The organism is Metapseudomonas boanensis, assembly GCF_018704125.1.
Taxonomy (GTDB): domain Bacteria; phylum Pseudomonadota; class Gammaproteobacteria; order Pseudomonadales; family Pseudomonadaceae; genus Metapseudomonas; species Metapseudomonas boanensis.
In genome coordinates this window covers 558,171-572,740 of sequence record NZ_JAGTIS010000001.1, presented here as the reverse complement: position 1 = coordinate 572,740, position 14,570 = coordinate 558,171, and the positions used below count along the sequence as shown (strand labels likewise).

Here is a 14,570-nt window from a genome sequence, read left to right as displayed (position 1 = left end):
GGGACATCATGAGCATGGCATTACTCGGGCCCATCAATCAGATCGGCTATTTGGTCGAGGACTTGGAACAAAGTATCGATCGCTGGCGGCAGCGTCTCGGGGTAGGACCGTGGACCATCTTTAGGAACGTAAGCCTGGAAGGGCTATATCGGGGAGAGCCCGTTACGGTGACGATGGACGTGGCGCTCGCCTACCAGGGCGATATCCAGATCGAGCTGATCAAAGTTACCAACGATGCGGCTTCGCCTTATCGCGATTTGGCAGGAAAACCAATCCTGGGAATCCACCATGTCGCCTGGGTTGTTGACGATATCGACGTCGCCGTTGCGCGCTTGACCGGTAACGGGTTGAAGGTCGCGTTCGATGCGGGGAACCAGACAACACGGGTCGCTTATCTGGAAGACGCAGGTGAACCAGGCGTTCTCTATGAAGTTATCCAGGGTGCCGGGATGCGCGAGCTGATCCAACACGGTATTGCTGCCACCAGGTCTTGGGACGGTACCAATCCGATTCAAACCATCGATGCTGCGATGTGAGGAACACATGTCGAATCGACTGAAAGGCAAATCGGCACTGGTACTGGGCGTAGCGCCCGGCAACATCGGTGAAGCCATCGCCCGGCGCTATGTCGAGCATGGCGCGCGGGTGCTGATCTCGGGACGCCGCAGCGAAGCGGTATCGTCGGTGGCAGCTGCACTTGGCGTCGACTGGCTGTCTTGCGATATCACGTCACAAGCCGAGGTTGACGGATTGGTTGCGGAAAGTGTGAAACGGCTTGGCGGTCTCGACGTTGGAGTAAACGCCACGGGTTGGGGGCTCCTGAAGCCCATTCTTGAGCACAGTCGCTCAGATCTGGAAATGATGAACGCGATCCAGTTCACCGGGCCTTTCCAGTACTTCCAAGCGCTGCTGCGGAACATGACATCAGGCGGCTCGATCATCCAGATATCGTCGGTCACTGCGACGATCATGTTCGAGAATCATGCGGCCTATATGGGCACCAAGGCGGGCATCGACCATGTCATCCGCTGCATTGCCAACGAGTTCGGCCATCACGGCATCCGCGCTAACTCGATTGCGCCGGGTGGAGTGGCGGACGCACCGATGTCAGGCGGCGGACTCGTGCATCCCGGTATCGCTGCACTCTACGGGCGTGAGATTCCGCTCCGGCGTAGCGGTGTTTCGGCGGATATCGCAGATGCTGCGCTTTGGCTCGCGAGCGATGAATCAAGCTTCGTGACGGGCCAGGTTATCCATGTGAGTGGTGGCCAGACCTTGCGACGCAACCCCTCAATGGCAGAAATCTACGGCGCCGCGGGTGGAGAACAGCTTCCTCATCAAGGAGCACTGCAGTGAAACGTTTGGAAGGGAAAGTAGCACTGATTACGGGGGCCGCCCGCGGCCAGGGTGAAGCGGAAGCGCGCCTGTTCGTGGCCGAGGGAGCTCGAGTGGTGATTGCCGACGTGCTGGACGCAGACGGCCAGCGTGTGGCGTCCGAACTGGGCGAGGCAGCGATGTTCCAGCGCCTGGACGTGACGCGTCCCGAGGATTGGAGCGCAGCCGTGAGTGCGGCACAGGCGCGCTTCGGCAAGCTCGACGTGCTAGTCAACAACGCCGCCATCCTCAAGCTTGCGCCCATTGAGACGTGTTCTCTCGAGGACTACCGCAAGGTCATCGAGGTGAATCAGGTGGGATGTTGGCTGGGTATGAAAGCGGTGCTGCCGGCGATGAAGGAAGCGGGTCGGGGCTCGATTGTGAACGTCTCGTCGACCGCGGGCATGGAAGGGGTTGCAAGCGGCACGGCCTACGTTGCCAGCAAGTTCGCCGTGCGTGGCATGACCAAAGCCGCTGCACTCGAACTCGGCGGCTATAACATCCGAGTCAACTCCGTGCACCCGGGCGGTATCGACACGGCTATGGCTCGACCACCGGAGTTTGCTAATTTCGACTCGGCGTCGATCTATCGCGGCCTACCGATCCCTCGTATTGGTCGCCCTGAGGAAGTGGCCAACCTGGTGTTGTTCCTTGCCTCCGAAGAGTCCACGTACTGCACCGGTGCGGAATTCATTGTGGATGGGGGCATGCTCGCAGGTAGCACCTTCAGTTAGTGCGGCATTGCCGCGTTAACGCTCAAAAAAACGGCTCGAATGAGCCGTTTTTTTCGCCTGCAGAACTCACAGCCTGCGGTTTCACACTTTGTCCAAAGGGCAGCCGCTCGCTCGTGCTCGCACTCGGTGCTGTTGGGCGCAAGTGTGCTGAAGTACGCACGAGTACGCTCAGCTGGACAGATTGCCGGGCAATACACAACACCTCACCTATCCCGCTCCACATATCGGGCTCAGCTGCCTGAGCCCGATACTTTCGCTTGCTCGAAATCGATTAAGGCTTGATCGCCCGTATGATCAGAGGTCGATGGGAACACTCGCGAAGCATTCTTGCACCGGAGGTGTCACTCAAGGCACCAGAACAATCTTCCCACCGACGCCACCTTGCTCCATGAGCCTGTGCGCCTCCGCCACCTCGGCCAGTGGCAGTTTGTGTGCTACCGGCATTTTGAGTTTGCCCGACATCTCGCGCGAGAAACGCTCTAGGCGCGGCCCGTCAAAACGCACCACCAGGGACACGAACCGTTGTGTCGATCCGGCTGGCGGCGTGGGTGGAGGAAAGGCGGTGGAGGCGATTACACCGTCAGGCTTCACGTACGCAAAAAGCGCTTCAGCAACCTGGCCGCCAACCGTGTCGGCCAGGAAATCGAAGGGCCCCGCAGCGGCCAGTGCTTCATCGTCTGTGATGTCGATGACACCGGTGACGGGCAGGTCCGCCACGGCGCTTCGGCTTGAGGGGCGTACACCTGCATAGACCTGCACGCCGGCGTCGAGCGCCGCAATGATCGCCGCGCGCCCTGTCGAACCACCTGCCCCGATCACCAGCCCCTTCGCACCATGCGCCGGACAGATACCCGCTTCGATCAACTGGGTGCCGGTAAGGACGCCGGTTGGCAATGCGGCCGCCTCAACCAGGTCCAGGCCGACTGGCACGGGCACAAACGCGGCAGCGTGAAAGACGATCTTTTCCGCGTACCCGCCATTGCACAGCGGATTTACCATACCCATGACGTGGTCACCCAGCTTGAAGCCCGTAACGCCTTCGCCAAGGGCATCGACAACACCTGCCACGTCGCCGCCAAGGCGGGCAGGAAACGTAAGCGGCATCCATTCTTTCAGCCACCCCTTTCTCGCCTTGACGTCGACTGGGTTGACCGCAACGCCTGCTACACGCACCCGGATTTCGCCGGGTCCTGGTTCTGGCTCAGCCACGGTTTCGATGACGAAGCTATCTGGATCACCATACTCATGGAGATGCACCGCTCGCATCAGACCATTTCGAGTGTCTGCATCATCCTTGTCGGACTTCTCGCCTGTACTACTCACAGTCGGTGTCGCACCGTAGCTTCGAACACGAGCCTCAAGAAGGTCGACAAACTTGTTGAAGGACGGTGTCGCCTCGAGCAGCTCGAGTAGAATGCCTGGCGCTGCAGGGGAGCGGAAATAGCTGTATCGCTGTCCCGTGGCATCCTGGCCGTGGGCAAAGTGTTCCATACCCTTTTCGACGGCAGTTTGCACGTCACGCTCGATGTCGCTGCTGAAGGACGCCAGCCTTTGCAGGCCGATAATCGGGCGATTGAGCGAATCGTGGAACGGTGAAGGGCCGTCCCCCAAAACTTGTATGAGTTCGATGAGGGTGTCCCCGTGCATGCTCAATGCGACATGTGCAGGCAGCGACACAGCGCGGCCCTCATACATCATGCTCAGCGTCAGCCCACGGAAAACGCTCCATGGCCTGACGCCCATCTGTGTCTCCCAGAAAACAAGTAAGTGGTCCAGGTTATCGGTCGTAAAGCTGATCTGCCGGATGGGGCCCAGCCAGGAAGTATGCATGTCGACTCCTCAGAAAAATGGGCTGTTCAACGGGAGTGTTTCAATGACGAATGGCGGTGCACAGGAGAGAACTAGCCGGCGGTGCCGGCCAAGGATCAGGAGCATCCACGCTCCGGATTTCTACGGCGTGATGATGACCTTCGCCGAAATGTGTGGGTCCGCCGCGGCTTGATAGGCGTGTTCGACGTCGTCCAGCACAAAGCGGTGGCTGATCATTGCAGCGGCTTCGAACGCGTCGGAGCCCAGCAGATCCAGCGCCTCGCCAAACTCTGTCGGGTAGCACATCGTTCCGATCAGCTCGAGTTCCTTGACTTGTAGAATCGAGAAGTCGAACGACTGTGGCTGTTTGTAGACGCTCGCCACCGTAATGCGTGCACCGTCGCGGGCGTGGGCGATCGCGTCGTGGAGAACGGCACTTGCCCCAGAACTCTCAAAGATCAGTCGGGTCGCCGGTGCACTCTGGGCCAGGAACGTCGGTACAGTCCCATGTGCCTGCGCGAGCACCAGCCACAGGTCCTCCTGTGCAGGGTTGATGATCACGCTTGCGCCAAGCTTGGCGGCAATTTCAAGACGTTTCGCGGACAGGTCCGCCACAACAATTTGCGAGACCCCACGCGCGCTCAGGCAGGCAACGATACCTAGGCCAATAGCACCTGCGCCTAACACAAGCGCTGACTCTCCTGGCGCTGCACGCGACCGGTTGACCGCATGCAGGGCCACCGCCAGGGGCTCAACTAATGCGGCGACGTCAGTGGGAACATGCGCCGGGATCTCGTGCAGAATCGGGCCTCTATCCACGTTTCGCACACAGACTGTGGGCGCGAGCGCACCGTCATTGCTTCCGACTCCGATCATTGCGCCATTGGCCATTGGATTGACGACCACCCTCATGCCAGGAGCGTAATGCTCGACAGCCGCACCAACGGCGCGAATCACCCCCGAGAATTCGTGCCCCAATGGCATTGGCGCCCCGTCACTGCGTATGCTGCCATGCTCATAAAAGCCGAGGTCGCTGCCACAGATGCCGCATGCGACTACGTCGACCAGGACGTCATTTTCACCCATCGTCGGGTAGGGAACTTCGTCGACCTGCAAAGCCCGGGGGCCATGGAGTCTTGCTTGTTTCACCGTCTGTCTACTCCTAAGGTCTCTCCACGAGGAATCCGATGTGCCGAATTGAGCCAAAACTGCGGCTTTGCATGGTTCACTCCTGCTTAAGGGGTAACAGGTTCAACCGCGATGTGATTGGCGGCGATGTAGGCGAAAGTCATGGCCGGTCCAATGGTTGAACCGGGACCGGGATAGGTCTTGCCCATCACGGCTGCGGATGTGTTGCCGACGGCGTAGCATCCCGCGATGATGCTTCCATCGGGGCGCAACACCCGCGCAGACGCGTCGGTGCGCAAGCCGCCCTTGGTGCCTAGCTCGCCAGGGTCGATTCGCAATGCGTAGAACGGTGCCCTCTCGATCGGCCCCAGGCACGGATTTGGCTCGCATGTCGTATCGCCGTAGTAACGGTCGAAATTGTTGTTTCCCTTGCCGAACTCCAGATCGACGCCGCTGGCCGCATACGAGTTCATTCGCTGGACGGTCTCGGCCAACCCCTGTGCATCAACGCCGATCTTCGCAGCCAGTTCGGTGAGCGTATCGGCGCGAAAAATCACGCTATCGAGCCAGCCGGCGGGAATCTTGCTGTCCGGCTGCACGCTGCCTGGCAGCAGCACGCCGCACGGATAACGTTTGCGGTACTCCGCGTCGAACACCATCCATGCTGGAACGTTCGCCTGCGTGCGTGCATGGTCCTCGTACATTGCGTAAATGATGTCGGTATAGGGCGCTGCTTCATTGACGAAGCGTCGTCCCAGCGCGTTGACCATCACGCAGCGCGGCGCGGCGCGCTCGACGAATAGCGTGCGCTGTTTTTCCTCACCCGGCATGTATACCGTCGGCGCGCCCCAGGTATGCCCCATCAGCGCGACGTCTGCACCGATCTCGAGGCCGGCACGAATCCCGTCTCCTGTGTTGATGGGTGGTGCAGCGGTCCACGCTGCGTTAGTGGGAGTGGGCAAATATTCCTCGCGCATGGCTTGGTTTGCCTCGAAGCCACCACAGGCCAACACGACGCCTCGCCTCGCTTGGATGCGATATGTCCTACCCTGTTGCTCCACACACACACCTACCACGCGTTCATCAATGGTGTGCAGGGAGCGCAAGCCGGACTCCATCCACACAGGAATCGACCGTTGGGCGAGCGCAGCACGCAGGCTTGCAACCAGCGCGTTACCAAGTGTCAAACGACGATCGCGGCGGGTGCGCCGGCGCCAGGCAAAGTCCATCGCATAGCGCAGCGCAAGTCGCATGACCAACCAGAGCCATCCTGGCTCTTTCGCGACAATCGTATGCGCTTCGACCTGTGTCATTGCGATACGCCCGCCAATCAATGTGGCCGGCGATGGTTCACGCAGCTGGTCAAAGAGTTCACCGAGTCGCTCGGCGTCAAATGATGCGGGCTCCATAGTCCGGTAACCCGGTTTGCCGCCTTCGCGGTCGGGGTAGTAGTCGGGGTAGCGTGGCACCGCATGGAAGTGGGTCGTCGCCTGCATCGCTAGATACCGAACCATCTTGGGGCCATTTTCGAGATAGGCGTCAATCTTGCTGCGATCGAAGTCCTCGCCCACAACGTCCTGCAAGTAGGTGATCGCTTCTTCGTAAGAGTCGGAGCCACCGAGTGCTGAGATCTGGTCGTTGCAGGGAATCCAGATTCCACCGCCGGAAACAGCCGTCGTACCTCCAAACACCTCGCTCTTTTCAAGCACGAGGACCGACAAACCATGATCGTGGGCACGAAGTGCTGCAGTCATGGCACCCGCGCCTGATCCGACGACCACCACGTCGTACGCGTCATCCCAGTGCAGGATCTGATGATTGCTATTCATGGATTGGCCCTCTAGATAGTCGAGAGGCGGCTGAGCGCCTCTGCTGGCACTTCATTGCGCTTGCACCAGCGCTCGTCCTCATGCCGGTATTCAAAGACCTCGGGTGCTGAGTTCTGCGAGGGCAGCTCGGCGATATCCGTGTAGAACTGCTGGTACCACTGCCGCAGCCGGTAGATGGGGCCATCGCCATCACACAGTAGTGGGTTGTCGACACGCGTCTTGTGGTCCCAGATCGCCACATCCTCCCGGAAAGCAGCCTGTGCAGCCTGGACGTAGCCATCCACCATCGCGCGGTTCTGCTCATCTGTAAGCGCTGGATTCTTCTCGACCATGACGCCGAAACGCAGCTCGAAACTGTGCGTGTCGATGGGGACGTGGCAGTTGAGCAGGATCGAGTTGATCGGCTGGCCCTGCGCCTCTCCAGTCATCAACGTGACGTGATAGGCCGGGCCGAAGTACGCGGAATCCGATGTCAGCCCACCGTTGCCAGCAAGCCGCGCACTGCCTCCACGCAGCTTCTGATAGGCAATGGGGCCGGCGAACGTGTTGCAGAAGTAGTCGATTGGAGCACCATGGACAGGACCGAAATGCGCCATGTCGGAGTGGTTGTCGATCAGTTCGCGGCAGTTCGTGTTGATGACCCACTTGGCGATCGCCCAGTCGCTCCAGGCATCGGAGAAACACGCATTGATGCGCGGGATCTCCACGGCTGGGTCAGGAGGGTTTCCTTCAGGATCGTGCCAGACGAACAGTAGTTTGTTCTGCTCGACGATCGGCCACGCTTTGATGCGAGCCTTGGGCGGCACCCGTTTCGCATAGGGAATGCTTGCGCACACACCATCGCTTCCCCAGGACCAGCGGTGGAACGGGCAAACCACCGTGTTCCCCTCGATGCATCCCTGACTTAGGTCGGCGCCCATGTGTGGGCAATAGCCATCGAGGATATGCAAGCGCTCATTTTCGCCCTGGAACACCACCAGGCGGGTGCCGAAAATCGACAGACCATGCGGTTTGCCATCCTTGTACTCGTCGGCAAGCCCCAGGCAGTGCCAGCCACGTGCATATCGCTCGGCGATAGGCGCAGCCTGGATCTTGTGAACGGAATTCCCGCCGAGAATCGTGCTGGAATCAGCCATGAATTGTCTCTCCTGCCAGTGTTAGACGGTGTCCGGAATCAGTTTCCGATCTCGCTCAAACAAGTGATTTTTGGCTCGCTCCACAGCTCGATCTTCGACTGAGCTTCCTGGTTCTGGCCAAGCGGCTATGACACATAATTGCAATATGTGTCATATCATGGCACGTATTTTCTGATTTGTGTCATTCCGTGAGAGAATCATGCTTGATAGAGTTCAACCCTGGGGCGGGCCAAGACGCCCAGAACGAAGTGGCAGAGGTTTGTATGAGTCGACAATTTCGCTGGGGTGATGCCAGCCGAATGGATAGCGCCAACGAAGGGCGAGCCTTGATCTTGCGCTCAGCGCTGGACGCGATGATCGAACAGGGGGTCGATGGCTTCTCGATCGACGACGTCGCACAGCGAGCCAACATCTCCCGGCGGACCCTCTACCGGTACTACGGAGGGAAGAAAGAGCTGATCCAGGCGGTAATCAGCGTCGAGAACGGCGCATTTTTTGACGAGATGCAGCGCAGCTTGCGTGAGTTCGAGGATGACTTTGAAGCCTACCTCGAGGAGTGCGTGTGCTTTTCAATCCGATACCGCGACCGCCACCATGGCGGTTTCCACCATAACTACCTGGCGAGAAATGTGTCCTCAGAGGTGTTCTCCTACATTCTTGAGAACATCGCCCCCATGTGGCACAGCGTGCTGGAAGGGCCGTACCGCCGTTATGTTGACCTGTATGGCCCACCCCCTGCATCTCTAGAGAACATCATCGCGTTGATCAGTCGCATCGGGCTGGCTTACTGCCTTGTTCCTGCAGAAGACAGCGAGATTCGAGCGCAGATGCGCATGCTTCGGCATTTCCATCAAGCACCTGCATAAGCGCAAGCGGCGGAGGTGATAACGCGCACCACGATTGTTGCCCCGGCGCAAAGGCATGTGCGCTCACGCCGTTAGGTTTGGGCTGTCGTGAGCGTGCGATTTTGCCAGTGGTGAATCGCCCCGGGTTTCGTGGAGGCCTCAACTCTTGGGAAGATGAGGCCATGAGAAAGACAACCACCTACTCCCCCTGAAGTCCGTGAACGTGCCGTGCGCATGGTTCTGGAGCACCTGAACGACTACCCCTCCGAGTGGGCGGCCATTGAGGCCATTGCCCCGAAGATCGGCTGTGCAGCGCAAACCCTGCATGGCTGGATTCGTCGCCATCAGACCGACGCCGGTCAGCGTCCGGGGCCGACCAGCGAAGAGCATGAGCGCATCAAGGCCCTGGAGCGCGAGAACCGCGAACTGCGCAAGGCCAACGAAATTCTGCGACTGGCCAGCGCGTATTTTGCCCAGGCGGAGCTCGACCGCCGCACCAAGTCCTGAGGGCCTTTGTCGATCAGCATCGTGACCGTCTCGAGGTCGAGTCGATCTGCCGGGTCTTGCAGATCGCCCCGTCCGGTTACCGCAAGCACGCGGCGCAGCAACGCAACCCGGCACTGCGTTGTTGCCGTGCGCAACGCGATGATGCGTTGAGCCTGGAGGTCCAGCGCGTATGGGACGACAACATGCAGTGCTATGGCGCGGTGAAGGTCTGGAAGCAGCTGCGGCGAGAAGGCATCGAGGCTGCCAGATGCACGGTAGAGCGATTGATGCGTCTGGCTGGATTGCAGGGCATAAGGCGCGGCCAGATCCTGCGCACAACGGTGGCCGGCGACAAGTCGCTCTGCCCGCTGGATCGCGTGCAGCGCCAGTTCCATGCCGACCGCCCAAATCAGCTGTGGGTGTCGGACTTCACGTATGTGTCGACCTGGCAGGGCTGGCTGTATGTGGCCTTCGTGATTGACGTGCTTGCGCGGCGGATCGTCGGCTGGCGAGTCAGTACCAGCATGAAGACCGACTTCGTACTGGATGCCCTGGAGCAAGCCCTGTATGCCCGCCAGCCACACCGTGCCGGTGGACTGATTCATCACAGCGACAGTAAGAATATCTGTGCCAGTTGTTCCGGAGCGGCCTGACCCTCACAGCGATAGACCGGTCATGAAGAATCTGGTGCCGTGAAGTGTTCCGGATGACCTGACCCACACTCTGATCGACAAGACCTGTTGTCTTTCCTCGGACCTGTCGGCCCTCCAGGACACCGAACGGCGAGGTTTCACCTCGCCGATACATGTGACCCAAGAAGGGCCTGACGCCCTGTCGCGTTACTGTCTTGTCCAGGTATCCGGTTGCGGTGAAATCGCCCCCTCCCATTGCTAACCGGAGCAACCGCATGAATGAAGGACAGGCTACTACCGAGCGTTGTGGGGTCGTGGGCGGTGTTGATACCCACAAGGACCTGCACGTCGCGGCTGTTGTTGACTCCCACGATCGCGTGTTGGGCAGCGAATGCTTCCCAAGCACCCGGCATGGCTACAAGCAGATGCTGATATGGATGCGTTCATTCGGCGAGCTTACCCGCGTCGGCATCGAGTGCACCGGAACCTATGGCGCAGGACTTCTGCGCTACCTGCAGCAGGCTGGCGTGACGGTGCTCGAGGTCGCTACTCCGGACAAAAGCGACCGGCGCAAGCGCGGCAAGGACGATACGCTCGATGCCCAGAATGCCGCGCACGCGGCCTACGCTGGTATCCGTACGGTCACACCCAAAACCCGTGACGGTATGATCGAATCTTTGCGGGTGCTAAAAGTCTGTCGCAAAACCGCCATGACTGCGCGCCGCGTAGCGCTGCAACTGATCCATAACACCATCGTCTGCGCACCGGACGAACTACGCGAATCGCTACGCGTGATGACCCGCATGCAGCTCATCCGTACGTTGGCGGCATGGCGTCCGGATCTCTCCGACTATCGGAGTCTCACTTCGGCGTACCGAATTGCCCTGAAGTCCTTGGGACGCCGTTATCTGGAGTTGCACGATGAGATCGCCGATCTCGACGTCATGATCGCGGCCCTGGTCGATGAGCTTGCCCCCGACCTCATTTCGCGAAACTGCATTGGCTACGAGTCTGCGTCACAGCTGCTACTGACTGCCGGCGACAACGGCAATCGACTCCGATCCGAAGCCAGCTTCGCTGCCTTGTGTGGCCTCAGCCCGGTTCCTGCATCCTCAGGAAAAGTCACTCGTCATCGCCTGAATCGAGGTAGAGACCGGGCTGCCAACAGTGCCTTGCATACTATTTGCGATCGGCCGACTGCGGACGGATCCGCGCACAAAGGCCTATATCGATCGACGAGTCAGCGAGGGACACTCGAAGCTTGAGGCCATCCGCTGCGCGATGCGATGGACCTGGCCTACCTGGCCGGCCAGCGTGTGGCTGATACCCTGAAGATGGACGACCGGGACATCAAGGATGGGTTGCTCTATGTGCGCCAAGGCAAGACCGGCTACAAGGTTCGCTCCACCCGCTTGGTGGTGGTCGAGAACGGCCAGGCGATGACCTACAGCATGCTCAGGGGGCGGTTTGATGCGGCGAGGGAGGCGGCGGGGAACATTCGGGAGGCTCGCGACCAGCTCGGACATACTACCGTCGCCATGACGGAGCAGTACATCCGGGACCGCAAAGGGAAGAAGGTCAGCCCAACCAAATGACAGGAATTGCGGAAAAGCTCAGGAATTGCGGAAAACTGACACGCGGGTCAGGTCACTGAAACCCGCGTAGTTAGTGGTGCCCGGAGCCGGGGTCGAACCGGCACGCTGTTACCAGCGAGGGATTTTAAGTCCCTTGCGTCTACCAATTTCGCCATCCGGGCGGTAGCGCTGCTCTGCCAGGGCAGAAAACGGTCCCCCCTTGGGGGCGCCGATCGAAGGCGGGACTATAAACAGTCCCCCCCTCTTATCGCAAGAACGTGAGGCCAAGTATCAAAGCTTAAGAAAAAGCCCCGTAAATCAAAGATCTACGGGGCTTTTCTATGATGGAGGCCGAAGTCGGAATCGAACCGGCGTACACGGATTTGCAATCCGCTGCATGACCACTCTGCCATCCGGCCTTAAACGAAGACGCCGCTTTTGGCGGCGTCAACTTTACAATCTGGAGCGGGAAACGAGACTCGAACTCGCGACCCCGACCTTGGCAAGGTCGTGCTCTACCAACTGAGCTATTCCCGCTTTGTCTTGGTGACGGGCGCCATTCTATAGGATCGTACCTGCCCGTCAACCCCTTGATTCAAAAAAGTTTTATTTTCCCTTCGGGTCAGTGCTGAGGTGCGGCCAGGCAGCCAAGAGATACTGCAGCATGGACCAGAGGGTCAGAGCGGCCGCAAGGATAAGCAGCAAGTAACCACCCAGGACCCACATGGTGAACTGCGGTGGGTTGCCTAGCAGAATCACGAGGGCTGCCATCTGTGCCGCAGTTTTCCATTTACCCAAGTTGGAAACCGCTACATGTGCCCGCGCGCCAAGTTCGGCCATCCACTCACGCAGGGCCGAAACCACGATTTCCCGACCGATGATGATCGCTGCCGGCAGAGTCAGCCACAGCGTGTGGTGCTCTTCCACCAGTAGCACAAGGGCTACCGCCACCATCAACTTGTCCGCGACCGGATCGAGGAAAGCACCAAAGGGGGTGCTCTGCTGCCAACGACGAGCCAAGTAACCGTCGAACCAATCCGTCACGGCGGCGATTGCGAATACCGCACTAGCTGCCAGGTAGCTCCAGGAGAACGGCAGATAGAACAGCAGGATGAAGACAGGTATGAGCAGGACGCGTAGAACGGTGAGCAGATTAGGAATATTCATCGTTACGGCTGATTCCGAAGGAAGGCCGCATTCTACTCGCTGTGCAAGGCTGCATAAATCGACTCGGCCAGCTTTTTGCTGATACCCGGCGCTTTAGCGATTTCCTCGACGCTCGCACGAGTCAGCTCCTGCAGCCCGCCAAAATGCTTGAGAAGCTCTCGACGCCGCTTCGGCCCGACCCCCGCCACCTCCTCCAGACTCGAAGTACGCCTGGCCTTTCCACGCCGCGCACGGTGGCCGGTGATAGCAAATCGATGCGCCTCGTCGCGGATCTGCTGGATCAAATGCAGCGCAGGCGAGTCAGCCGGCAAGGTGAACTCATGGGCAGCGTCATTGAGGTAAAGCGTCTCGAAGCCTGGCTTGCGGGTAACGCCCTTTGCAACGCCCAGCAAAATCAGCTCGGGGACGGCCAGTTCCTGAAGCACTTCACGCGCCATGGCCATCTGGCCCTTGCCGCCATCCACCAGCAGAATGTCGGGCAGCTTGCCCTCGCCTTCCTTCAACTTGCTGAAGCGGCGGGACAAGGCCTGGTGCATGGCTGCGTAGTCGTCGCCAGCGGTTACGCCCTCGATGTTGTAGCGCCGGTAGTCCGACTTGAGCGGCCCTTCCGGGCCGAATACCACGCAAGAGGCAACTGTCGCTTCGCCGCTGGAGTGGCTGATGTCGTAACACTCCAGGCGCTGAGGCGTCTCGTCCAGGCTCAGCGCCTCGGCCAGGGCATCGAAACGCGCAGCCAGGTGCTGGCGATTGGCCAGACGAGCAGACAATGCCTGCTCGGCATTGGTAACCGCGAGTTGCTGCCAACGTGCACGGGTACCTCTTACGCGATGGCTGATCTCGACCTCCCGCCCCTTCAGCTCGGCGAGGGCAGCAATCAGCGTCGGAAAGTCTTCATGAACGGCATTGACGATCAACTCGCCAGGCAAGTCGCGCTCATGGTTGCTCAGGTAGTACTGGGCCAGGAAGGCGACAAGCACATCGCCCGCCTCTTCTTCGATGGCAACCTGGGGGAAGAAGTTCTTGCTGCCCAGAACCCGGCCGCCCCGAACACTGATCAGATGGACGCAAGCGCCTCCAGCCGAGGCGATCGCTGCCACGACATCGATATCGCCATTGCCGCCCTCCATGCTCTGCTTATCCTGGACCCGTCGCAGCAGGGCGACCTGGTCACGCAGCTCGGCTGCCCGCTCAAAGTCCAGTCGCTGAGCTGCCTGTTCCATTCCACTGGACAGCTCTTGGGCCAGGGCATTGCTGCGCCCCTCGAGGAACATCACTGAGTGTCGAACATCGTTTGCATACTCACTTGGCTCGACCAGGCCGACACAGGGGGCTTTGCAACGTTTGATCTGATACTGCAGACAAGGCCGGGTGCGGTTCTTGTAGTAGCTGTCCTCACACTGGCGAACCAGAAACGCCTTCTGTAGCAAGCCCAGGCTTTCCCGTATGGCACCAGCGCTGGGATACGGCCCGAAATAGCGTCCCTTCGGCTTCTTTGCGCCACGATGAATGCTCAGACGCGGAAATTCGCCATCGCTCAGAAGCACATAGGGGTAGGACTTATCGTCCCGCAACAGGATGTTGTAGGGCGGCCTCCACTCCTTGATCAGCGTCTGCTCCAGCAGCAGCGCCTCGGTTTCGTTGGCGGTGATGGTCGTTTCGACTTGTTCGATCCGAGCCACCAGTGCAGCTGTCTTCGGCGCGAGCCCGGACTTGCGGAAATAGCTGGAGAGGCGCTTCTTGAGGTTTTTTGCCTTGCCTACATAAAGCAACTTGCCGCTTGCATCGAGCATCCGGTAAACCCCCGGACGACCGCTGCATGCGGCAAGAAATGCGCTGGCATCAAATGATTCGGACAT

Annotated in this window: 10 protein-coding genes, 3 tRNA genes, 3 pseudogenes and 1 other annotated feature; of the genes and pseudogenes, 7 read left to right on the top strand and 9 right to left on the bottom strand. The window is 59.6% G+C overall.

Annotated elements, in window-relative coordinates; all coding sequences use genetic code 11:
* Nucleotides 1–8: 8 nt before the first annotated feature.
* Genes J7302_RS02705 through J7302_RS02695 form a run of 3 tightly spaced genes read left to right on the top strand, consistent with a single transcriptional unit; the run spans nt 9 to nt 2,108 of the window.
* Nucleotides 9–536 carry a VOC family protein gene (locus tag J7302_RS02705; protein ID WP_215369878.1) on the top strand — a complete coding sequence of 176 codons (528 nt, stop codon included), beginning with the start codon at nt 9–11 and terminating at the stop codon, nt 534–536.
* Nucleotides 537–543: 7 nt separating this feature from the next.
* Nucleotides 544–1,356, top strand: coding sequence for an SDR family NAD(P)-dependent oxidoreductase (locus J7302_RS02700; protein WP_215369876.1), 813 nt, complete (start codon nt 544–546; stop codon nt 1,354–1,356).
* Entirely contained in the window at nt 1,353–2,108 is a 756-nt protein-coding gene (locus J7302_RS02695; protein ID WP_215369874.1) for a glucose 1-dehydrogenase, read from the top strand. Before J7302_RS02700 ends, J7302_RS02695 begins: the two co-directional genes overlap by 4 nt.
* 345 nt (nt 2,109–2,453) lie before the next feature.
* On the opposite strand, the gene J7302_RS02690 is transcribed toward J7302_RS02695, so the two are convergent.
* The 4 genes from J7302_RS02690 to J7302_RS02675 form a co-directional block, all read right to left on the bottom strand.
* On the bottom strand, nt 2,454–3,938 hold the full coding sequence (locus tag J7302_RS02690) for an alcohol dehydrogenase catalytic domain-containing protein (RefSeq protein WP_215369872.1): 1,485 nt from the start codon (nt 3,936–3,938) through the stop codon (nt 2,454–2,456).
* Between the two features lie 120 nt (nt 3,939–4,058).
* Nucleotides 4,059–5,066 (bottom strand): zinc-dependent alcohol dehydrogenase, encoded by a 1,008-nt coding sequence (locus J7302_RS02685; protein ID WP_215369869.1) that lies wholly within the window; start codon nt 5,064–5,066, stop codon nt 4,059–4,061.
* An 86-nt stretch (nt 5,067–5,152) separates the two neighbouring features.
* Complete coding sequence (locus J7302_RS02680) at nt 5,153–6,874, bottom strand: FAD-dependent oxidoreductase (protein WP_215369867.1); 1,722 nt, start codon at nt 6,872–6,874, stop codon at nt 5,153–5,155.
* 11 nt (nt 6,875–6,885) lie between these two features.
* Nucleotides 6,886–8,010, bottom strand: a complete 1,125-nt coding sequence (locus J7302_RS02675) for a Rieske 2Fe-2S domain-containing protein (RefSeq protein ID WP_215369865.1) — start codon at nt 8,008–8,010, stop codon at nt 6,886–6,888.
* Nucleotides 8,011–8,309: 299 nt separating this feature from the next.
* On the opposite strand from J7302_RS02675, the gene J7302_RS02670 reads away from it, so the two are divergent.
* From J7302_RS02670 to J7302_RS02655, 4 genes and pseudogenes are all read left to right on the top strand, one after another.
* The gene (locus tag J7302_RS02670; protein ID WP_215369862.1) at nt 8,310–8,876 is read left to right on the top strand and encodes a TetR/AcrR family transcriptional regulator; all 567 of its coding nucleotides are present in this window, start codon (nt 8,310–8,312) and stop codon (nt 8,874–8,876) included.
* Nucleotides 8,877–9,037: 161 nt separating this feature from the next.
* Nucleotides 9,038–9,955, top strand: a pseudogene (locus J7302_RS02665) (IS3 family transposase); the annotation flags it as partial.
* Nucleotides 9,317–9,433, top strand: a sequence feature (AL1L pseudoknot). It overlaps the preceding pseudogene by 117 nt.
* A 293-nt stretch (nt 9,956–10,248) precedes the next feature.
* A pseudogene (locus tag J7302_RS02660) lies at nt 10,249–11,263 on the top strand (IS110 family RNA-guided transposase); the annotation flags it as partial.
* Nucleotides 11,245–11,568 (top strand): annotated as a pseudogene (locus J7302_RS02655) (integrase); the annotation flags it as partial. The pseudogenes J7302_RS02660 and J7302_RS02655, both read left to right, overlap by 19 nt.
* Before the next feature lie 74 nt (nt 11,569–11,642).
* Here the strand turns inward: J7302_RS02655 and J7302_RS02650 are convergent.
* The 5 genes from J7302_RS02650 to uvrC form a co-directional block, all read right to left on the bottom strand.
* Nucleotides 11,643–11,729, bottom strand: a tRNA-Leu gene (locus tag J7302_RS02650).
* 163 nt (nt 11,730–11,892) lie between these two features.
* Nucleotides 11,893–11,966: transfer RNA gene (locus J7302_RS02645), tRNA-Cys, on the bottom strand.
* Between the two features lie 42 nt (nt 11,967–12,008).
* Nucleotides 12,009–12,084: transfer RNA gene (locus J7302_RS02640), tRNA-Gly, on the bottom strand.
* Between the two features lie 69 nt (nt 12,085–12,153).
* Entirely contained in the window at nt 12,154–12,714 is a 561-nt protein-coding gene (pgsA, locus tag J7302_RS02635) for a CDP-diacylglycerol--glycerol-3-phosphate 3-phosphatidyltransferase (protein WP_215369859.1), read from the bottom strand.
* A gap of 32 nt (nt 12,715–12,746) precedes the next feature.
* Nucleotides 12,747–14,570, bottom strand: a complete 1,824-nt coding sequence (gene uvrC, locus J7302_RS02630) for an excinuclease ABC subunit UvrC (protein WP_215369857.1) — start codon at nt 14,568–14,570, stop codon at nt 12,747–12,749.

Coding starts and splice junctions, on each gene's coding strand:
- J7302_RS02690 (WP_215369872.1), bottom strand. CDS start 3,938: ATGCATACTTCCTGGCTGGGCCCCATCCGGCAGATCAGCTTTACGACC.
- J7302_RS02700 (WP_215369876.1), top strand. CDS start 544: ATGTCGAATCGACTGAAAGGCAAATCGGCACTGGTACTGGGCGTAGCG.
- J7302_RS02705 (WP_215369878.1), top strand. CDS start 9: ATGAGCATGGCATTACTCGGGCCCATCAATCAGATCGGCTATTTGGTC.
- uvrC (WP_215369857.1), bottom strand. CDS start 14,570: ATGTCCGAATCATTTGATGCCAGCGCATTTCTTGCCGCATGCAGCGGT.
- J7302_RS02680 (WP_215369867.1), bottom strand. CDS start 6,874: ATGAATAGCAATCATCAGATCCTGCACTGGGATGACGCGTACGACGTG.
- J7302_RS02670 (WP_215369862.1), top strand. CDS start 8,310: ATGGATAGCGCCAACGAAGGGCGAGCCTTGATCTTGCGCTCAGCGCTG.
- J7302_RS02675 (WP_215369865.1), bottom strand. CDS start 8,010: ATGGCTGATTCCAGCACGATTCTCGGCGGGAATTCCGTTCACAAGATC.
- pgsA (WP_215369859.1), bottom strand. CDS start 12,714: ATGAATATTCCTAATCTGCTCACCGTTCTACGCGTCCTGCTCATACCT.